The organism is Pseudomonas sp. 13B_3.2_Bac1 (genome assembly GCF_025466205.1).
Classification (GTDB): Bacteria; Pseudomonadota; Gammaproteobacteria; order Pseudomonadales; family Pseudomonadaceae; genus Aquipseudomonas; species Aquipseudomonas fluorescens_H.
The window spans coordinates 1-19,967 of sequence record NZ_JANLOG010000023.1 but is presented as its reverse complement, the minus strand read 5'-3'; the positions used below and the strand labels follow the sequence as shown (position 1 = coordinate 19,967).

At 61.5% G+C, this 19,967-nt stretch carries 13 protein-coding genes; 4 read left to right on the top strand and 9 right to left on the bottom strand.

What is annotated here, in order from left to right:
* Nucleotides 1–87: 87 nt before the first annotated feature.
* The 9 genes from NTD85_RS03685 to NTD85_RS03645 form a co-directional block, all read right to left on the bottom strand.
* The gene (locus NTD85_RS03685; RefSeq protein WP_262141458.1) at nucleotides 88–1,539 is read right to left on the bottom strand and encodes a lipopolysaccharide kinase InaA family protein; all 1,452 of its coding nucleotides are present in this window, start codon (nucleotides 1,537–1,539) and stop codon (nucleotides 88–90) included.
* Nucleotides 1,539–2,291 carry a lipopolysaccharide kinase InaA family protein gene (locus NTD85_RS03680; protein ID WP_262141457.1) on the bottom strand — a complete coding sequence of 251 codons (753 nt, stop codon included), beginning with the start codon at nucleotides 2,289–2,291 and terminating at the stop codon, nucleotides 1,539–1,541. The genes NTD85_RS03685 and NTD85_RS03680 overlap by 1 nt, the downstream gene beginning before the upstream one ends.
* Nucleotides 2,288–3,022, bottom strand: coding sequence for a lipopolysaccharide kinase InaA family protein (locus NTD85_RS03675; RefSeq protein WP_003221011.1), 735 nt, complete (start codon nucleotides 3,020–3,022; stop codon nucleotides 2,288–2,290). The genes NTD85_RS03680 and NTD85_RS03675 overlap by 4 nt, the downstream gene beginning before the upstream one ends.
* Nucleotides 3,022–3,828 carry a lipopolysaccharide core heptose(I) kinase RfaP gene (rfaP, locus tag NTD85_RS03670; protein ID WP_098966890.1) on the bottom strand — a complete coding sequence of 269 codons (807 nt, stop codon included), beginning with the start codon at nucleotides 3,826–3,828 and terminating at the stop codon, nucleotides 3,022–3,024. The genes NTD85_RS03675 and rfaP overlap by 1 nt, the downstream gene beginning before the upstream one ends.
* Nucleotides 3,829–4,950, bottom strand: coding sequence for a glycosyltransferase family 4 protein (locus tag NTD85_RS03665; protein WP_103485548.1), 1,122 nt, complete (start codon nucleotides 4,948–4,950; stop codon nucleotides 3,829–3,831).
* A complete protein-coding gene (waaC, locus tag NTD85_RS03660) occupies nucleotides 4,950–6,011 on the bottom strand; it encodes a lipopolysaccharide heptosyltransferase I (protein ID WP_262141456.1) in 1,062 nt (353 codons plus the stop codon). The genes NTD85_RS03665 and waaC overlap by 1 nt, the downstream gene beginning before the upstream one ends.
* Nucleotide 6,012: 1 nt before the next feature.
* A complete protein-coding gene (gene waaF / locus NTD85_RS03655; RefSeq protein ID WP_262141455.1) occupies nucleotides 6,013–7,047 on the bottom strand; it encodes a lipopolysaccharide heptosyltransferase II in 1,035 nt (344 codons plus the stop codon).
* Nucleotides 7,048–7,342: 295 nt separating this feature from the next.
* Complete coding sequence (gene glnE, locus NTD85_RS03650; RefSeq protein ID WP_262141454.1) at nucleotides 7,343–10,282, bottom strand: bifunctional [glutamate--ammonia ligase]-adenylyl-L-tyrosine phosphorylase/[glutamate--ammonia-ligase] adenylyltransferase; 2,940 nt, start codon at nucleotides 10,280–10,282, stop codon at nucleotides 7,343–7,345.
* Nucleotides 10,279–10,404, bottom strand: coding sequence for a hypothetical protein (locus NTD85_RS03645; protein ID WP_256198919.1), 126 nt, complete (start codon nucleotides 10,402–10,404; stop codon nucleotides 10,279–10,281). Before NTD85_RS03645 ends, glnE begins: the two co-directional genes overlap by 4 nt.
* Nucleotides 10,405–10,666: 262 nt before the next feature.
* Here NTD85_RS03645 and aceE point away from each other — a divergent pair, with 262 nt between their 5' ends.
* The 4 genes from aceE to NTD85_RS03625 all read left to right on the top strand — a co-directional run bounded on the left by aceE (nucleotide 10,667) and on the right by NTD85_RS03625 (nucleotide 19,886).
* Entirely contained in the window at nucleotides 10,667–13,312 is a 2,646-nt protein-coding gene (gene aceE / locus NTD85_RS03640; RefSeq protein ID WP_003220999.1) for a pyruvate dehydrogenase (acetyl-transferring), homodimeric type, read from the top strand.
* Nucleotides 13,313–13,323: 11 nt separating this feature from the next.
* On the top strand, nucleotides 13,324–15,279 hold the full coding sequence (gene aceF / locus NTD85_RS03635) for a dihydrolipoyllysine-residue acetyltransferase (protein WP_262141453.1): 1,956 nt from the start codon (nucleotides 13,324–13,326) through the stop codon (nucleotides 15,277–15,279).
* Between the two features lie 273 nt (nucleotides 15,280–15,552).
* Nucleotides 15,553–16,950 carry an alkaline phosphatase D family protein gene (locus NTD85_RS03630; RefSeq protein ID WP_262141452.1) on the top strand — a complete coding sequence of 466 codons (1,398 nt, stop codon included), beginning with the start codon at nucleotides 15,553–15,555 and terminating at the stop codon, nucleotides 16,948–16,950.
* A gap of 239 nt (nucleotides 16,951–17,189) precedes the next feature.
* A complete protein-coding gene (locus NTD85_RS03625) occupies nucleotides 17,190–19,886 on the top strand; it encodes a putative bifunctional diguanylate cyclase/phosphodiesterase (RefSeq protein WP_003220992.1) in 2,697 nt (898 codons plus the stop codon).
* The last annotated feature ends 81 nt before the right edge of the window (nucleotides 19,887–19,967 follow it).

Genomic DNA, 19,967 nt, shown 5'->3' with positions numbered 1-19,967 from the left:
TGAGGTTTTAAAGCCTTATCGCGAGCAGGCTCACTCCTACAAGGGAATGCATTTCCATGTGGGGGTGAGCTTGCTGGCGAAGGCGGCTCAGGCCGCGCTGGAGATGTCCTTGGGCAACCGCTGATCGATCACCCGATACAACGCGCTGCTCTCGGGCCAGTTGCGCATGAACCGCGCCCGATCGCGCGCATAGGCCGGCGCGAAACTGCTGGCAGAGGTGTGCTGACACATTGAGTCCAGATCGATCAACGCCCAGCGATCCTCCTGCCAGAACAGGTTATGCCCCTTGAAGTCGCCATGACTGATGCGTTCGGCGATCAACCGTGCGAACAGTTGATCCAGGGCCTGCAACTCGGACTCCGGCGCCGCACCGCTTTCAACATACGGCGCGAAGCGCTCGATGATGTCCGGCCCCGGCAGAAACTCGGTCACCAGATAGGCGCGGCTGCGCAGCCACAGAAAACGCTTTTCCAGCACCGCCAGCGGCTTCGGCGTAGCGATGCCGAGGAACGCCAGGCGATTGCCTTCGCGCCATGAATGCCAGGCGCGGCTCGGGCGCCAGAAACGCTTGAGCCAGTGCGCAAAGCCCTTGATGTTGTAGCGTTTGATCACCAGCGTGCGCCCGGCCACCTCGACCTTGCCAACGCTCGCCGCACCACCGGTCTTGTACAGATGGCCCTGATCAAGCAGCGCATCAGCCTGCTCCAGCACCGGCAGCATCGCCGCCTCTTCCTCACGACGGATTGCTCGCAAACCAAACGCATCGCGCTGCACACTGAACAGCGTGCACTCGCGGCCGACCTTGATCAGGTAATCCTTCAGGCGCCAGGCGCGCACCTTGGCGATCTGCTTCTGCAAGGCTTCCAGCGGCAACGCGTGCTCGCTGTTGCTCAGCAGGTAATACACCAGCAATTCTTCGGTGAACGGCTCCAGTGACTTGGGCATCTGGGCGAAAAACACCCCGAGGTTTTCCAGCACTTTCTGCCGCGACAACGGCTGGCCAGCGGTCTCGGCGCAGATCCCGGCGCCATCGATCAGGTACAACTGACTGCCATGGCGCAGCAGGTTGTCCAGGTGCAGATCTTCCTGCCACAGGCCTTTGCCATGCAGTTGACCGATAGCGCCCAGCGCTTCGGCCAGAACCGCCGATTGCTCGTCCGCCAGCAGCGGCAGCGATTCGACTTGCTGCCAGGCATCACCGAGGCTTTCGGCACCTTCGAGAAACTCGAACAGCAGCCAGCCACCCTCGCCGTCCTTCAAACCATCGGCCAGCAGCAGCGGCGTGGTCAGGCCCTGTTCGGCGAGCAACTTGACGCCCGCCAACTCGCGCTGAAAATGCCGCGCAGCCTTGCTGCCCACCAGCAATTTGGCCAGCACCGGCCGGCCGCGCCACACCCCGGCACCGACATAGCGCTGCCCGGGCAAAACCCGCAGCAGGCTCAGCAACTGCAAATCTGCAGGACCGGCCGCGTCGGCGAGAGTGACCGTCAGCGGCAGATTTGGCGTACGTCCGCTGCGCCTGAGGTCGGACAACTGCATCAGCGGGTCTCCTTCTGGCTGCGGCGCGCGGTCAACCGCGAAACCCAACTGTCCACCAGCGAACTGTCCGCTCCTTGATCGAGATACGCCGCGAGCAATTCACGCTGTTGCGCCGCCCCCCACTGCACGGCACGACGCAGCAGCGGCTCCAGATCCTTGACCCGATCACGCATGCCGAACAGCAGTGGCCGGGTCTTTTCCAGATCGATCAACTGCGCCCGATAGCCATCGCCGTCGGCCTGCAAAAAGATGTGTTTGGGGTAGAAACAACCGTGTACCTGACGCACACCGTGCAGATGCCGCGCGAGTTGGCCACAGGCCTTGAGAATGGCCGATTGCTGCGTCGCGCTCAGTGACGCCCAGCGTTGCAACAGCGAATCGAGGTCATCCCAGCCATCGAGGGCGCGGGTCAGCAGGATCGCGCGGACGTCGCCCTTGACCTTGCGCTCACCGAAGAACGCTGCCTGTAGCGCCGGAATCCCCAGCTTGTTGTAGCGGCTGATATTGCGGAACTCGCGGGCGAAACTCGGCTCGCCGAACGGCGCGTGCAAGGTGCGGGTCAGGTAGTTGCTCTGGCGCTTGAGGTAGTAAGCCTGCCCTTCCAGCTCCAGACGAAACACGCTGCTCCAGCCACCGCCATCGGTGTTGGGTTCGTCCACGGCTTCGAGCTGTTTGGCCCAGAGCGCGTCGAAAGTGCCGAGGCCATGACGCTCAAGCAGCGCCCGGTCTTCAGCGGCCAGGAAATCAGTCATTCACGTCCCTCGAAAAATCTCACCACGTGGCGAATCCGTTTCTTGTCGGCGGCGTTGAGCCGATCACGTCCGCGGTATTGCAGGTAGAAACGCAGGCGCTGGGTATTCGACAGGTGATACTTGGCCACCTTGTCGAGGCAGGCCAGATCCTTGGTGATCCGGTATTTAAGCCAGAAGCCGCGCCAGAAATCGCCGTTCGGGCAGTCGATCAGAAACACCTGTTCCTGATCGTCGATCAGCAGGTTGCGCCACTTCAGGTCGTTGTGGGTAAAACGGTGATCGTGCATGGTCCGGGTGTAACCGGCCAGTTGCCGGCTGATGCCATCCACCCACAGGCGATCCTTGAGTTTCGGATCGTTGCGCTCGGCCAGCGCCGAGAGGTCTTCGGTGTGCGGCAGCTCGCGGGTGATCATCGCGCCACGGGCATAGGCCGCGCCACGTCGCTCCAGGCCCCAGGCCACCACTTCGGCGGTGGGAATGCCCCACTTGGCGAAACGCTTGAGGTTCTGCCACTCCATCTTCACCCGTGGCTTGCCCAGGTAACGGCGCAAGCCTTTGCCGGCGCCGACGTAGCGTTTGACGTAGTAGTTGACGCCGTTGCGTTGCACGCGGATGACTTCGGACAGCGGATCACGGGTCAGGCGCTCGCCCTGCAGGGCAAACACCGCTTCGAGGCTGCCGAAATCTTCAGTCAGTTCGCCGTATTGCGGTTCAAGCGTCCAACCCGCCATCAGAGCGCATCCCCGTAACGCTGTTTGCGCGCATAGAGCTTGTTGGCCTTGCCTTCGAGCCAGCTCAGCAGCGGCGCTTCTTCCGCCAGGATCTGCCGGAGCGGTTGCTGGAAGTAGCCCTTGAGGAAGCGCAGCTTGTCACGACGGGTCAGGCCGATGTCCAGTGCCGAAAAATACAGCGCCGCCAGATCCTTGTTGCGCCAGCGCTGAGTAATTCTGGGGCGGGTCTGGGCGCGGTGCAGATCGATCACCGAGAGTTTGAAATCATCCGGGGTGATCGGCTTGTCGGTGTGCAGCAGAAAGTGGCAGATGTAGCAGTCGCGGTGGTTGACCCCGGCGCGGTGCATCATGCCGGTCATGCGTGCCACTTCAGCGATCAGCGCGCGCTTGAGTTTCGGCTGCGGCGGGTTCTTGACCCAATCGATGCTGAAATCTTCGAGGCTGATGGTCGGCGCCAGCTCTTCGGTGACAATGAACGAATGCTGATCCGCCGGGTTGCTGCCCTTCTCGCCGTAAGCCACGGCGGTCATGGTCGGCACGCCGACTTCCTGCAGACGCTGGATTGCCTTCCATTCCTGACCCGCGCCGAGCACCGGCAGCTTGGCGGTCAGCAGGTTCTTGAAGATCTCGCCCCAGCCGATGCCACGGTGGATCTTGACGAAAAATCCGTTGCCGTCGACTTCCGTGCGCAGCGTGCGGCGAGCTTCCAGCTCGCGGTAGACCTCGCCCTGCAAGCCTTCGACTTCGGCGAACGGGTCGCGCCCGGCCCAAAGGCTCTTGAACGGTTCAGCCAGCATCAACTTCATTTAAGCGTGCTCCGCCAGAATCACATCGGCCGCGTGCTGCGGCATGCTGTAGAGGTCGGCCGTCTCGGCGAAGGCCAGACCATTGCGGCTCCAGGCCGCGCGTGCAGAGGCGTCGCCCAACATCTCAGTCAGGTATTGCGTCAGTTGCGCCTGATCGAACGGCTCGTCCAGCACTCGCCCGGCATCTGCCTCGGCAATGTAATGGGCGTAACCGCAGACCGCGCTGACCAGCACCGGAAGCCCGGCGACCAGCGCTTCGAGCAGCACCGTACCGGTGTTTTCGTTGTACGCCGGGTGGATCAACAGGTCGGCGCCGAGCAGGAACCGCGGAATATCGCTGCGGCCCTTGAGGAACGTCACGTTGTCGCCCAGGCCCAAAGTGGCACTCTGCATCTGGAACAATTTGGGGTCATCCTGGCCGATTACAAACAGCCGGGTGCGCTTCTTCAGCTCGGCGGGCAGTGCGGCCAGCGCCTTGAGGCTGCGATCGACGCCCTTGGTCTTGAACCCGGAGCCGATCTGCACCAGCAGCAACTCGTCGTCCGTGAGGTTGAATTCGGCGCGGAAACCGGCGCGAATCTCGTCGGCATCCGCCGGCCGACGACGATCCTGGGCGATGCCCGGCGGCAGCAGGTGGAAGCGTTCAAGCGGCGTGCCGTAGTGCTTGATGAACAGCGGCTGCTGCACTTCGGAAATCATCAGCACTTCGGTTTTCGCATCTTTGGCGAACACCGCGCGCTCGTACTCGGCGAAGTGCCGGTAGCGGCCCCAACGGCGGTACAGCGAATGGCGCAGGTTCTGCGCCTTGTCTTCGAAGCAGCCGTCGGCGGCGTAATAAACGTCCAGCCCCGGCATCTTGTTGAAGCCGATCAGGCGGTCCACCGGACGCTTGGCCAGATCCGCCTCCATCCACGCGCTGAGCTTCTCGTTGCGCCGATGGTTGAAGAACGCCTTGACCGGCGCCACCAGCACTTCGAAACCGGGCGGCACGTCGCCTTCCCAGATCAGCGTGTAGACGCGAATCTGGTGGCCGCGCTTCTGGCATTCGAGGGCGATGCGCATGAAGTCGCGCTGCAAGCCTCCGAACGGAAAATATTTGTACAGGACAAAAGCCAATTGCATCAGCGCAGCTCCTCAGCCATTAACAACGTGCTCAGTCGGCTGGCGACACGCTCGGGATTCAGACGCGTGAAGCACAGAGGCTGTTCACGCTTGAGGTCAAACTGACGGGCATCCTGCGCGGTCGGTTGGTAAGTACATTTCTTTTGCAGGCAAGGGGCGCAGGGGAAATCACTGGCCATGTGAATCTGCACCTTACCGTAAGCGCCGGTCAGGCCCGGATTGGTCGGGCCGAACAGCGAAATCGTTGGCACATCCAGCGCGGCGGCGAGGTGACCGAGACCGGTGTCCACCGCCACGCAGGCCTGGGCGCCGGCCAGCACTTTGCCGACCCCGGCCAGATTCAGCTTCGGCAACACTTCGGCGTGCTTGAAGCCAGCGGCGATGCGCTCGGCGCGGGCCTTCTCCAGCGGGTTGCCCCACGGCAGTTTGACCCCGACGCCCAGATAGCCAACGCGTTCGGTCAGCTCGCGCCAGTAGGCTTCCGGCCAGTGCTTGGTGTCCCACGTGGTGCCGTGCAGGAACACCACGAAGGCGCTCTTGCGCGGCAATTCCACCAGCCGCTCGACGTTGAGGCCGTAATCGCCCAGACCTTTGGGCAGGTCATAACCGAGGGCGATAGCGAACAACTGGCGCACCCGCTCAACGGCGTGCTGCCCACGGGCCACCGCCAGTTTGCGGTCGTAGAAACGTGCGGCGATCGGCTCGCGCGCCGAGCCTTTGTCGAGGCCGGCCACCGGAGCTTTGACGTAGCGCGTCAGCCAGGCGCTTTTCAGCAGACCCTGAGCGTCGATCACCAGATCGTATTTATGGACGCGCACGCTTTGCTTGAAGCGCTTCCACTCGCCGCTCTTGATCGTCTGCCAGAGGTTCTTGCGCCAGCGGCGGATCGCCACCGGAATCACTTTGCCGACGGCCGGGTGCCAAGTCGGGATTTCGGCGAAGCCTTCTTCCACCACCCAGTCGAACTTGATCCCGGGAATGGCCCGGGCTGCGTCGGTCAGCGCCGGCAACGCGTGAATCACGTCGCCCAGCGATGAAGTCTTGATCAGCAATACCCGCAACTTAATGAACCTCGACCACAGTGCCCTGCAATTTCTGCAAGGCATCGTTGACCGCGTCCGGCATCAACTGGCGCAGACAGTTGTAATGGCCGAATCGGCAGGTACGGTCGAAACACGGGCTGCAATCGAGACCCAGCCGAACGATTTCGACGTGTTCGGCCAGCGGCGGGGTGAAACCCGGCGAAGTCGAACCATAGACCGCCACCAGCGGACGGTTCAGTGCTGCCGCAACGTGCATCAGGCCGGAGTCGTTGGACACCACCGAATCGGCGCAGGACAGCAGGTCAATGGCCTCGGCCAGCGAGGTACCGCCGCTGAGGTTGACCGATTCCTCACGCAGGCCGGGAATCAGCCGTGCGCGGATGTCTTCGCCCACCGAGTGGTCGTTTTTCGAGCCGAACAGCCACACCTGCCAGCCTTCGCGAATCCGCGCTTCGGCGACCTTGGCGTAATGCTCGGACGGCCAGCGCTTGGATTCGCCGAACTCGGCGCCGGGGCACAGGGCCAACACCGGGCGGTCGAGGGTCAGGCCGAATTTGGCCAGCGCCGCTTCGCGGGTCACCGGATCGATTTGCAGGCTCGGACGCGGATAAGGTTTCGGCAGCTCGGCGTTCGGCTCGTAAGCCAGGGCCATGAAGCGCTCGATCATCAGCGGATAACGTTCCTTATCCAGCGTGCGCACGTCATTGAGCAGGCCGTAACGGAATTCGCCACGCCAGCCGGTGCGCTGCTTGATGCCGGCGAAAAACGGCACCAGCGCCGACTTCAGCGAGTTCGGCAGCAGGATCGCCTGATCGTACTGACCGGCCAGGGACTTGCCGATCCGCCGGCGCGTGGCCAATTCCAGCACGCCATGGCCGAGCGGAAAGCTCAAGGCCTTGCGCACTTCGGGCATGCGCTCAAGGATCGGCCGGCTCCACTCGGGGGCCAGCACGTCGATTTCGCATTGCGGGTGGCGCTGCTTGAGACACTGAAACAGTGTCTGCGCCATCACCATGTCACCGACCCAACTGGGCCCAACGATCAGAATATTCATGTGGTTTCCATAAACGAACCGGGGAGGCCAATGCCTCCCCGCCTCGAGAATCCAGCACCCACCAGCACTGGCTGGAGGGTCATTTGGACGAGCCGGTAAAGACTCGTCAGATCAATTCGTACATTCAGCATAAACCTCTGTGGCGAGGGAGCTTGCTCCCGCTGGGCTGCGTAGCGGCCCCAAAACGTCACATCACTTTATACCTGACACACCGCGCCGCCTGACTGACGACTGCTTCGCAGCCGAGCGGGAGCAAGCTCCCTCGCCACAAAAGCTCGCGTCCATGCTCGATGAATCAGCTTAGCCCCAACTCTTTCCAGATCCGCAATACCTGCCGGCGCTCCTCGACAAACTGGTCGCCTGCAATCACCCCGGCGTCCTTCTGCAAGGCCTGTCGGTGGGCGGCGGAGCGGTAGGCTTTATAGGCCTCACGCAACAGGCTGGCATCTTCGGCAGGCATCAGCCCTTCGTGTTCCAGCTCTTCCAGAATGCGGATGTTATCGGTCCAGCGCAGCAATGGCGGGTGGCTTTGCGACCACGCCAGGGCCGCGTATTGCACCATAAATTCAATATCGACGATACCTCCGGCGTCCTGCTTGAGGTCGAACGGCGCTGTGGCCTCGAAGGCATTTGCCGCCGTGCCGGCCGCCGTGCTCTTGCTGCCGAGGTTATCGCGCATCTTGGCGCGCATCTCGCTGACTTCCTGCTGCAGCTTCGCCAGATCCCGCGCCTTGCCCAAAACCTGCGCGCGGACTTTCTCGAAGGCCTGACCGACATCCTGACTGCCGACCAGCACCCGCGCCCGCACCAGCGCCTGATGTTCCCAGGTCCAGGCTTCATTTTCCTGATAGCGCTCGAAAGCACCGAGCGAACTGACCAACAGCCCCGACGCGCCGGACGGGCGCAAACGCATGTCCACTTCATACAGCTGACCGGAGTTTGTCTGCGCCGTCAGTAAGTGAATGATCCGCTGCCCCAGCCGGGTGAAGAACTGCGCGCCATCGATTGGCTTCGGCCCATCGGTTTCCGCCTGCGGATCGCCGTCATGGATGAACACCAGATCCAGATCCGAACCATGCCCCAGTTCCAGCCCGCCGACTTTCCCGTAACCGACAATGATGAAGCCGGGATCGCACAGGGTGCCATCAGTGCGCAGCGGCGTGCCGTACTTGGCCACCGTCTGACGCCAAGCCAACGCCAGCACTTGCTCGAGAATCGCCTCGGCCAGCCAGGTCAGGTAATCGCTGACTTTCATCAACGGCAGGCTGCCGGCGATTTCCGACGCGGCGACGCGCAAGCGGTGCGCCAGTTTGAAGTGACGCAGGGCTTCCATCTGCTGTTCGAGGTCGTCTTCGGGAATCCGCGTCAGGCGTTCGCGCAACTCGGCAGCCAGTTCCGGCGCCAGGGGCGGCTTGAACAGCCGGCCTTCGTTGAGCAATTCGTCGAGCAGCAGCGGGAAACGGGTGATCTGTTCGGCGATCCACGGGCTGGCCGCGCACAGCGTCAGCAAGCGCCGCAGGGCACCGGGGTTTTCCGTGAGCAACACCAGATAGGCCGAACGTCGGGCGACCGCTTCGACCAACGGCAGCACCCGCTCCAGCACCAGATCCGGGTTGTCATGCTCCACCGCCTGGGCCAGCAGGCGCGGGATAAACGCATCAAGACGCTCGCGACCCAGCCGCTGCATCGCGCGCAATTGCGGACTGCCACGCAGGCTCGCCAGCGCTTTCAGGGCCTTGGTCGCATCGGCGAAACCGCCCTCTTCGAGTTGCCGGCAAGCGGCCTCTTCATCCTGCGCCTCTTCCCACAGCGGCAACCACTCACCGCCGACCACCACTTCGCAGTCGGCGCCCTCTTCTTCATCGGGATCGGCGATCACCTGCGCGAAGTGCCAGGCCACGCGACCGCGCCAGAACATCAGTTTTTCGTGGAAAGCTGCCCAATCGGCAAAACCGAGCATGAACGCGATACGCGCCTGATCCTGAGCGCCGTCCGGCAACATCTGGGTCTGGCGGTCGGCAATCGCCTGGATCGCGTGTTCGGTGTAGCGCAGGAATTCGTAACCTTCGCGCAGTTCGCCGATCACCGCCGGCGGCAGGTAACCCTGCCCTTCCAGCGTGCTCAGCACCTTTAATAGAGGACGCTGTTGCAGGCTCAAATCGCGCCCGCCGTGGATCAACTGAAAGGCCTGAGCGATGAACTCGACTTCGCGAATACCGCCGGAGCCGAGCTTGATGTTGTCGGCCATGCCCTTGCGCCGCACTTCCTGCTGGATCAGCTGCTTCATGGTGCGCAGCGCTTCGATCGCCGAGAAATCCAGATAACGCCGGTAGACGAACGGGCGCAGCATATCGAGCAACTGCGCGCCGGCCGCTTGATCGCCGGCCACCACTCGCGCCTTGATCATCGCGTAGCGTTCCCAGTCGCGGCCCTGGTCCTGGTAATACTGCTCCAGCGCATTGAAGCTCAGCACCAGCGCGCCGGACGAACCGTACGGGCGCAGGCGCATGTCGACGCGGAACACGAAGCCGTCGACCGTCATCGGGTCGAGGGCCTTGATCAGGCGCTGACCGAGACGGATGAAGAATTCCTGATTATCCAGCGCGCGTTTCACGCCGACGGTTTCGCCGCCCTCGGGGTAGGCGAAGATCAGGTCGATGTCCGACGACAGGTTCAGCTCGACCGCGCCAAGCTTGCCCATGCCGAGGATGACCATCTGCTGCGGCAGACCGCTGCGTCGACCGGTCGGCGTACCGAACTGCTGGCAATGGCGGCTGTACAGCCATTGATAAGCCTGGTCGATGGTGGCGTCGGCCATGTCCGACAGGTCGCGGCAGGTCTGTACCAGATCAGCCTGGCGGTTCAGGTCACGCCAGATGATCCGCACTTGATGGCGGGCACGCTGGCGACGCAGGACGCGTCCGAGTTCGTCTTCGCTTTGCGCGGTGTTCACAGCGGCAGCAATCTGCGCACACAATTCCCCCGGCGCGAACGGCCGGTCGAGTTCGCCGGACTGCACCAGCGACAGCAACATCAAAGGGTCACGAACGCTCTGTTCAATGACGAAATCGCTGGCGGCACTGACGCGGGCGAATTGCGCCCAGCGTTCCGGCGTCCAGTTGGAGAAGCCGTGATCGTCTTCCAGCGCGGCGACGGCCGTACGGAACGACTGCTCGGATCGAGTGACCAACGGCAGGAGAATGGCGGGGAGTTCGGCAAGCACAGGCAGGGTCATGGTCTATCCTTGATCGGCGTGTAAATGGCCGCTTGTAGTGTTTGATGAAAACCCGCTACGCGAAGGACTGTCGAACAAAAGTTAGAAATAGCTGAAATTTCTTCTTCTTTGGCATCCAGCATCAAACTTTCACCTTTTTCGGATGGTAATCGACCAACCTTAACGATTATTCTCACAACGCAGTCGGAGGCCACAAGCCTTTCCTCTGTAGTTTTACTACTCGTCTATACAGGCGAAAGGCTGAAATGCTCAAAGATTTGTAGTAAAACTACACGCCGCCGGAACAACCTGTCGGCAATCCAAGAATTTTAAATCGTCTGCCCACAAGGCCAGTCGCAAACTCAGGCAACCGATTCTGGAAGCCTTTCCGCCCTGGAGCAAGCCATGCAAGACCTCGATCCCGTCGAAACCCAGGAATGGCTGGACGCCCTGGAATCGGTTCTCGACAAAGAAGGCGAAGACCGTGCTCACTATCTGATGACCCGTATGGGTGAACTGGCGACCCGCAGCGGTTCGCAGCTCCCTTACGCCATCACCACGCCTTACCGCAACACCATCCCGGTAACCCACGAAGCACGCATGCCTGGCGACCTGTTCATGGAACGCCGCATTCGCTCGCTGGTGCGCTGGAACGCGATGGCCATGGTAATGCGTACGAACCTGAAAGATTCTGACCTGGGTGGTCACATCTCCAGCTTCGCTTCCAGCGCGACCCTGTATGACATCGGCTTCAACTACTTCTTCCAGGCCCCGACCGACGAACACGGCGGCGACCTGATCTACTTCCAGGGCCACACCTCGCCAGGCGTTTACGCCCGTGCGTTCATGGAAGGCCGCATCACCGAAGACCAGATGAACAACTTCCGCCAGGAAGTCGACGGTCAGGGCCTGTCGTCCTACCCGCACCCTTGGCTGATGCCTGACTTCTGGCAGTTCCCGACCGTATCCATGGGTCTGGGTCCGATCCAGGCGATCTACCAGGCACGCTTCATGAAGTACCTGGAACACCGCGGTTTCATCCAGCCGGGCAAACAGAAAGTCTGGTGTTTCCTGGGCGACGGCGAGTGCGACGAGCCGGAATCCCTGGGCGCAATCTCCCTGGCCGGCCGCGAGAAGCTGGACAACCTGATCTTCGTCATCAACTGCAACCTGCAGCGCCTCGACGGCCCGGTTCGCGGCAACGGCAAGATCATCCAGGAACTCGAAGGCGTGTTCCGCGGTGCTCAGTGGAACGTGACCAAAGTCATCTGGGGCCGTTTCTGGGACCCACTGCTGGCCAAGGACGTCGACGGCATCCTGCAACGTCGCATGGACGAAGTCATCGACGGCGAGTACCAGAACTACAAAGCCAAAGACGGCGCGTTCGTTCGCGAGCACTTCTTCAACACGCCTGAACTCAAGGCGATGGTTGCCGATCTGTCCGACGACGAGATCTGGAAACTCAACCGTGGCGGCCACGACCCGTACAAGGTCTATGCGGCGTACCACGAAGCGGTCAACCACAAAGAACAACCAACCGTCATCCTGGCCAAGACCATCAAGGGTTATGGCACCGGTGCCGGCGAAGCGAAAAACACTGCGCACAACACCAAGAAAGTCGACGTCGACAGCCTGAAGTTGTTCCGCGACCGCTTCGACATCCCGGTCAAGGACGAAGAGCTGGAGAACCTGCCGTTCTTCAAGCCAGAGCCAAACAGCGCCGAAGCCCGCTACCTGAGCGAGCGCCGTGCTGCCCTGGGCGGTTTCGTACCGCAGCGCCGCGCGCAGAGCTTCAGCGTACCGACGCCGGACCTGGACACCCTGAAAGCCATCCTCGATGGTTCGGGCGACCGTGAAATTTCCACCACCATGGCTTTCGTGCGGATCCTCGCGCAACTGGTCAAGGACAAGGAAATAGGCCCGCGCATCGTGCCGATCATCCCGGACGAAGCCCGTACCTTCGGTATGGAAGGCATGTTCCGTCAGTTGGGCATCTACTCCTCCGTCGGCCAGCTCTACGAGCCAGTCGATAAAGACCAGGTGATGTTCTACAAGGAAGACCAGAAAGGTCAGATCCTTGAAGAAGGCATCAACGAAGCGGGCGCCATGAGTTCCTTCATCGCCGCCGGTACTTCGTACTCCAGCCACAACCAGCCGATGCTGCCGTTCTACATCTTCTACTCGATGTTCGGCTTCCAGCGTATCGGTGACCTGGCCTGGGCCGCCGGCGACAGCCGTACCCGTGGCTTCCTGATCGGCGGCACCGCCGGCCGTACCACCCTGAACGGTGAAGGCCTGCAGCACGAAGACGGTCACAGCCACCTGCTGGCCGCGACCATCCCGAACTGCCGCACCTACGATCCAACCTACGGCTACGAGCTGGCGGTGATCATTCAGGACGGCATGAAGAAGATGACCGAAGAGCAACAGGACATCTTCTACTACATCACCGTGATGAACGAGTCGTACCAGCAGCCAGCCATGCCGGCCGGTGCCGAAGAAGGCATCAAGAAAGGCATGTACCTGCTCGAAGAAGACACCCGCGATGCGGCGCATCACGTACAACTGATGGGCTCCGGCACCATCCTGCGTGAAGTACGTGAAGCGGCGAAGATTCTGCGTGAAGAGTTCAACATCGGCGCTGACGTATGGAGCGTTACCAGCTTCAACGAACTGCGTCGCGACGGCCTGGCCGTAGAGCGCAGCAACCGTCTGAAGCCTGGCCAGAAGCCTAAGCAGAGCTACGTTGAAGAGTGCCTGAGCGGCCGTAAGGGTCCGGTCATCGCTTCTACCGACTACATGAAGCTGTTCGCCGAGCAGATCCGTCAGTGGGTACCGTCCAAGGAATTCAAAGTCCTGGGCACCGACGGTTTTGGCCGCAGCGACAGCCGCAAGAAACTGCGTCATTTCTTCGAAGTCGACCGTCATTTCGTGGTGTTGGCAGCCCTGGAAGCACTGGCTGACCGTGGTGATATCGAACCTAAAGTCGTGGCTGAGGCCATCGTCAAGTTCGGCATCGACCCGGAAAAACGCAACCCACTGGACTGCTGAGGAGACATTTTGTGAGCGAACTCATTCGCGTACCTGACATCGGCAGCGGTGAAGGTGAAGTAATTGAACTGTTTGTGAAGGTCGGCGACCGTATCGAAGCCGACCAGAGCATCCTGACCCTGGAATCGGACAAGGCCAGCATGGAAGTGCCGGCCCCGAAAGCCGGCGTCATCAAAAGCCTGAAAGTGAAGCTGGGCGACCGTCTGAAAGAAGGCGACGAACTGCTTGAGCTGGAAGTCGAGGGCGCCGCTGCTGCGGCCCCTGCTCCTGCTGCTCCGGCCAAGAAAGCCGAAGAAAAACCGGCTGCGCCCCCTGCCGCCGCCGCGCCAGCCGCTGCGCCTGCTGCCGCTTCGGTACAGCAAGTGCACGTGCCGGACATCGGTTCGTCGGGCAAGGCCCAGATCATCGAGATCCAGGTCAAGGTCGGCGACAAGGTCGAAGCTGATCAATCGCTGATCACCCTCGAATCCGACAAGGCCAGCATGGAAATCCCGTCGCCTGCCGCAGGCGTGGTCAAGGCCATCAGCGTCAAGCTCAACGACGAAGTCGGCACCGGCGACCTGATCCTCGATCTGGAAGTGGCGGGTGCTGCGGCCCCTGCTGCGGCCGCTCCGGCTCAGGCTGCTGCGCCAGCCGCTACCGCTGCGCCTGCTCCTGCAGCAGCCCCGGCTGCTCCAGTTGCCGACAGCGTTCAGGACATCCACGTTCCGGACATCGGTTCGGCCGGCAAGGCCAAGATCATCGAAGTGTTGGTCAAGGCTGGCGACAGCGTTGAAGCCGACCAGTCGCTGATCACCCTCGAATCCGACAAGGCAAGCATGGAAATCCCATCGCCTGCCGCCGGCGTGGTGGAAAGCGTTTCGATCAAGCTGGACGACGAAGTCGGCACCGGCGACCTGATCCTCAAGCTGAAAGTCAAAGGCGCAGCGCCTGCTGCTGCCCCGGCTCCAGCTGCCGCTGCTGCAAGTGCTCCGGCACCTGCCGCTGCTGCTCCGGCTGCCGCTGCACCTGCGGCTGCCGCTCCGGCTGCTGCTCCGGCCAAGCCTGGTGCCAAAGTTCACGCCGGCCCGGCCGTGCGTCAACTGGCCCGTGAGTTCGGCGTCGAGCTGAGCGCTGTTGGCGCCAGCGGTCCGCACGGTCGCATTCTCAAGGAAGACGTGCAGGTTTACGTCAAGGCGATGATGCAGAAGGCCAAGGAAGCGCCGGCTGCTGGCGGCGCAACCGGTGGCGCGGGCATCCCGCCGATCCCGGTCGTGGACTTCAGCCGCTTCGGTGAAATCGAAGAAGTGCCGATGACCCGCCTGATGCAGGTCGGCGCTGCCAACCTGCACCGCAGCTGGCTGAACGTGCCGCACGTGACGCAATTCGACTCGGCGGATATCACCGAGCTTGAAGCCTTCCGCGTTGCGCAGAAAGCCGTCGCAGAGAAGGCCGGCGTCAAGCTGACCATCCTGCCGCTGCTGCTCAAGACCTGTGCGCACCTGCTCAAGGAACTGCCGGACTTCAACAGTTCGCTGGCGCCAAGCGGCAAGGCGATCATTCGCAAGAAGTACGTCAACATCGGTTTCGCGGTCGACACTCCAGATGGCCTGCTGGTACCGGTCATCAAGAACGTCGACCAGAAGAGCCTGCTGCAATTGGCTGCAGAAGCTGCTTCGCTGGCTGAAAAAGCCCGCACCAAGAAGCTCTCTTCGGACGAGATGCAAGGCGCCTGCTTCACCATTTCCAGCCTCGGCCACATTGGCGGCACCGGCTTCACGCCGATCGTCAACGCGCCGGAAGTGGCGATCCTCGGTGTTTCCAAGGCAACCATCCAGCCAGTCTGGGACGGCAAAGCCTTCCAGCCGAAACTGATGCTGCCACTGTCGCTGTCCTACGATCACCGTGTGATCAACGGCGCTGCTGCTGCACGCTTCACCCAGCGTCTGGGCAGCCTGCTGGGCGACATCCGCACCATCCTGCTGTAAAGCGTTCGGCCCTCCGGCAACGGAGGGCCGATTGCGTTTCACGTTTTCGAGCGCCACACGCTCGTACCTCAACCCCGTCAGTTTGACGGGGCTTTTTTTGCCCAGAGAAAAGTACAGCGCCTCTTCCTACAAGTTCGGTTTACTTGAACTACGAACGCAGTCCACTTCGCCTCGATATTTTTCGTCGACCGCCAACTAATCTTTGCCTCCCGATCAAATAAACAACTTCCTGCGTTATTTATCAAAACCAGACTTACTCGAATGGATTCGAATATGTTCAAACCAACTATCGGCCCGATTATCGGCCACACCACAACTAATCATGCCCGCATATTCATGCGCGCAGACAATCAAGGCACCGCACCGGTATTTGCCGCCATTCGCCATCGCACTGCAGGAACACAACAGTGGTCAGCAGGCACTTTCGCTGAGCCCAGCGCACTGCGCGACATGACCGAAGTGTTCACCCTCAACAACTTGAGCAGCGACACCGAATATGAATACCAGATCGGCTGGTTCAGCCCGATGAATCCGGTACATACCGTGGACAGTGTCGCCGAACTGCCGCTGCAGTGGCCCCGGGAAATCTATCGATTACGCACCCGCTCCAGCAAAGCCCTGCAGCCAAGGGCCTATATCGTCGGCTCCTGCCGTTACTTGCGCATGACCGCCGGCATCCCGTCGCTGCCGCATCTGGGTGACCGGATCTTTGCTTCCATCAACCAGTTGATCGAAGGCGCGCAACCACCGATCAGTGCCACGTTAATGACGGGCGATCAGATTTATGTCGACGACCTCAATCTGTTCGCACCCGATCGTGAATATAAGGAAATCCTCAGCAAGTACCGTGCGGCATTCTCTCAACCCAACATTCAGCGTTTGATGTCTTGCACATCGACTTACATGATCCTGGATGATCACGAAATCGAAGACAACTGGCCGGCGAACGCCAGCAAGTCAGATCAAGCGTTATATCGCAATGCCATGGCCGCCTATGAAATCTATCAAGCCAGCCACGGCCCTGCGCACGAACTTACAACTAACAAAGAGGTGAATCGCGTAAAGCTCGAGCACTACTGGTATCAATTCAGTGACGGTGACATCGAATGGTTCGTGACCGACAGCCGCACTCGACGCAACTTGTCCGCCGATGATCGCCGCATACTGGATGAGGCGCAGGAACAGGCGCTGCTCAAGTGGCTGATCAACAGCCCGGCGCGAGTGAAATTCGTGGTGACCAGCGTAATGTTTTACCCGGATCGCAAACTGTATGGTGACGATGCCTGGAAAGCCTTCCCGGAGCAGCGCTTGCGGCTGCTGGAAACCATCCGCACCCGACGCATCAAGAATGTCGTGTTTGTCTCGGGCGACGTGCATGGCTCGCTGACCTCGCGCCTGACCCACAGCGAAGACCCGGACTTCGAAGTGCACACCATCGTTTCCTCGCCGTTTTGCAACAGCAAGCTGTTGCCCTATGCCAAGGCGTCGACGTTTATCCTTGATCAACCGCTGGCGCGCACGGCAGCAGGCGATTATCAACATGAATTGACCAGCACAGTGGTCAGCGAAGACAACTTCGCCCATGTGGTGGTTGAGGCCGGAAAAATTCAGGTCAATTACCATGATCGCGACGGCAAACGCCTGCAATCGATCGAAATCAACCTGCGCTGAAGCCCTGAACAAAATGCCGTTCCCGCGCGCCAGGCGCTCTGGAACGGCACTCGCGGCGCACATCCGTATTACTTTTTGCCGCGCGCTGGAGAAATGCCCTGCGCGGCCGACATATTCTTATAGCACTTGGCCTTCATCTCTCTTGTCAGTCGGTGCCGCAATGATGCAACCTTGCCGCAGGCAACAGTAAAGAGGGCGCGAGCCCGGCGCGTTCAGCATATTTCCAAGCGAGTTCCTTCATGAAGAGCCAACCCGATGCCGCCAGCCGTATGGCGGTCGAGGTAGTGACGCAGCTGCCTGTGCCCTCGCGGCTCGGCATGCTGCGTTTCGAGCGCTTGAATGAAGCGAGCTGGGCGATGCTGTTTCTCGACCCCAACTGCGAACGCCAGTTCGGCCAGCCGGCCGTCGAATTGTGTGCGTTGGTCGGCTCGCCTTACGCCAGCCTGATGGAACCCGAAGCGCGCTATCAACTGCACGACACCATTCAGCAACAACTGCGCGACAGCCCGCATTATCTGGTGCGCTACACCCTGCACACCGCCGCTGGTGCGCTGAGCATCCTTGAGCTGGGCGAGGCCTATAAGCAGCACAATCGGCACTTGCTGCGCGGTTATCTGCTGGCGGTCGATGATGTGTTCGACGGCGCGCCAGCGGTGCCCTGCGTCGACCTCGAAACCCAGAATTCGCGCCTGCAGATCGCTTTGGAACTGAACCAGCGCGCCCAGCAGGAACAACTGCAGCACCTGGAGCGGGTACGCGCCCAGCAGGATCTGATTCTGCTGCTGGCTCGCCAGCGCTACAGCAGCCACAACTCGCTGCAGGAAGCCGCCGAGCTGATCACCCGCAGCGCCTGCGATATCTATGAGATCGACTGTGCCAGCCTGTGGAACCTCGAAGGCAGCCTGCTGGTGCCGATTTCCGCGTATCACCGCGCGACGCAGGAATACATCCTGCCGGAGGTGATCGACATCAGCGGTTTCCCCGACTACATGGAAGCCCTGCACGGCAGCCGCGCCATCGACGCGCACAATGCGATGCGCGACCCGCGTACCCGCGAGATGGCCGAAGCCCTGCGTCCGCGCGACGTCAACGCGATGCTCGACGCCAGCATCCGGGTCGATGGCCAAGTGGTCGGCGTGCTCTGTCTGGAGCAGACCGGCGTCACCCGCGCCTGGCAGTCCGACGAAATCGCCTTTGCCGGTGAACTGGCCGACCAGTTCGCCCAGGTCATCAACAACCATAACCGGCGTACCGCCACCAGCGCTCTGCACCTGTTCCAGCGCGCAGTCGAACAAAGTGCCAACGCCTTTCTGCTGGTCAATTGCGACGGCGTGGTCGAGTACGTCAATCCGAGCTTCACCGCGATCACCCAGTACTCCACCGAAGAAGTCCACGGCCAGCGCCTGTCGGAACTGCCGGCGCTGGAAAACCTCAGTGAACTGCTGTTCGACGCGCCGTCGGCGCTGGCCAAGAGCAACAGCTGGCAGGGCGAATTCAAGAGCCGGCGCAAGAACCTCGAACCGTACTGGGGCCAGTTGTCGATCTCCAAGGTGTATGGCGACAACCGCGAGCTGACGCACTACATCGGCATCTATGAAGACATCACCCAGACCAAACTGGCGCAGCAGCGCATCGAACGTCTGGCGTACACCGACAACCTGACCAACCTCGGCAACCGCCCGGCGTTTATCCGCAATCTGGACGAACGCTTCGCCCGCGATAGCGATACCCCGATCAGCCTGCTGCTGGTGGACATCGACAACTTCAAGCGGATCAACGACAGCCTCGGTCACCAGACCGGCGACAAGTTGCTGATCAGCCTCGCCCGCCGCTTGCGCAACAGCCTGAGCCCGAGCGGCAGCCTCGCGCGGTTCGCCAGTAACGAATTTGCGGTGCTGCTCGATGACACCGACCTCGCCACCGGCCAACAGATCGCCAACCAGTTGCTGGCGACCCTCGACAAGCCGATGTTCGTCGACAACCAGTTGATCAGCGTCACCGGCTCCGTGGGCCTGGCCTGCGCGCCGCTGCATGGCCGCGATCCGCAAACCCTGATGCGCAACGCCGGCCTCGCCCTGCACAAGGCCAAGGCCAATGGCAAACACCAGGTTCAGGTGTTCACCGAAGCGCTGAACGCCGAAGCCAGTTACAAACTGTTCGTCGAGAACAACCTGCGCCGCGCCCTGACCCAGAACGAGCTGGACGTGTTCTACCAGCCCAAACTGTGCCTGCGCAGCGGTCGCCTGCTCGGCATGGAAGCGCTGCTGCGCTGGAATCACCCGGAACGCGGCATGATTCGCCCGGACCAGTTCATCAGCGTCGCCGAAGAAACCGGCCTGATCATCCCGATCGGCAAGTGGATCGCCCGCCAGGCCTGCCGCATGAGCAAGGCGCTGACCGCCGCTGGCCTGGGCAATCTGCAAGTGGCGATCAACCTGTCACCGAAGCAGTTCTCCGATCCGGATCTGGTCGCGTCCATCGCCAACATCCTCAAGGAAGAAGCGCTGCCGGCCAATCTGCTCGAACTGGAGCTGACCGAAGGCCTGTTGCTGGAAGCCACCGAAGACACTCACTTGCAGCTCGATCAGCTCAAGCGTCTGGGCCTGACCCTGGCCATGGACGACTTCGGCACCGGTTACTCGTCGCTCAGCTACCTGAAGAAATTCCCGATCGACATCATCAAGATCGATCGCAGCTTCATCCACGAAATCCCCGACAACCAGGACGACATGGAAATCACCTCCGCGGTGATCGCCATGGCCCACAACCTGAAGCTCAAAGTCGTGGCCGAAGGCATCGAGACCGCCGAACAACTGGCGTTCCTGCGCCGCCACCGCTGCGACGTCGGCCAGGGCTACCTGTTCGACCGGCCGATCCCCGGCGGTGAGCTGATTCAGGCGCTCAAGCGCTACCCGCGCGGCCCACTCTGCCTCTAGCCCCCACCGATGTCCCTGTCGATGAACTCCCCTTGTGGGGGGGGGGGGGGGGGGGGGGGGGGGGGGGGGGGGGGGGGGGGG

Excerpts from the sequence above, each read along its gene's own strand:
- waaF (WP_262141455.1), bottom strand. The coding sequence starts at position 7,047 with ATGAATATTCTGATCGTTGGGCCCAGTTGGGTCGGTGACATGGTGATG.
- aceE (WP_003220999.1), top strand. The coding sequence starts at position 10,667 with ATGCAAGACCTCGATCCCGTCGAAACCCAGGAATGGCTGGACGCCCTG.
- NTD85_RS03665 (WP_103485548.1), bottom strand. The coding sequence starts at position 4,950 with ATGCAATTGGCTTTTGTCCTGTACAAATATTTTCCGTTCGGAGGCTTG.
- NTD85_RS03645 (WP_256198919.1), bottom strand. The coding sequence starts at position 10,404 with ATGCTGGATGCCAAAGAAGAAGAAATTTCAGCTATTTCTAACTTTTGT.
- glnE (WP_262141454.1), bottom strand. The coding sequence starts at position 10,282 with ATGACCCTGCCTGTGCTTGCCGAACTCCCCGCCATTCTCCTGCCGTTG.
- NTD85_RS03675 (WP_003221011.1), bottom strand. The coding sequence starts at position 3,022 with ATGGCGGGTTGGACGCTTGAACCGCAATACGGCGAACTGACTGAAGAT.
- NTD85_RS03685 (WP_262141458.1), bottom strand. The coding sequence starts at position 1,539 with ATGCAGTTGTCCGACCTCAGGCGCAGCGGACGTACGCCAAATCTGCCG.
- rfaP (WP_098966890.1), bottom strand. The coding sequence starts at position 3,828 with ATGAAGTTGATGCTGGCTGAACCGTTCAAGAGCCTTTGGGCCGGGCGC.
- NTD85_RS03625 (WP_003220992.1), top strand. The coding sequence starts at position 17,190 with ATGAAGAGCCAACCCGATGCCGCCAGCCGTATGGCGGTCGAGGTAGTG.
- NTD85_RS03680 (WP_262141457.1), bottom strand. The coding sequence starts at position 2,291 with ATGACTGATTTCCTGGCCGCTGAAGACCGGGCGCTGCTTGAGCGTCAT.
- NTD85_RS03630 (WP_262141452.1), top strand. The coding sequence starts at position 15,553 with ATGTTCAAACCAACTATCGGCCCGATTATCGGCCACACCACAACTAAT.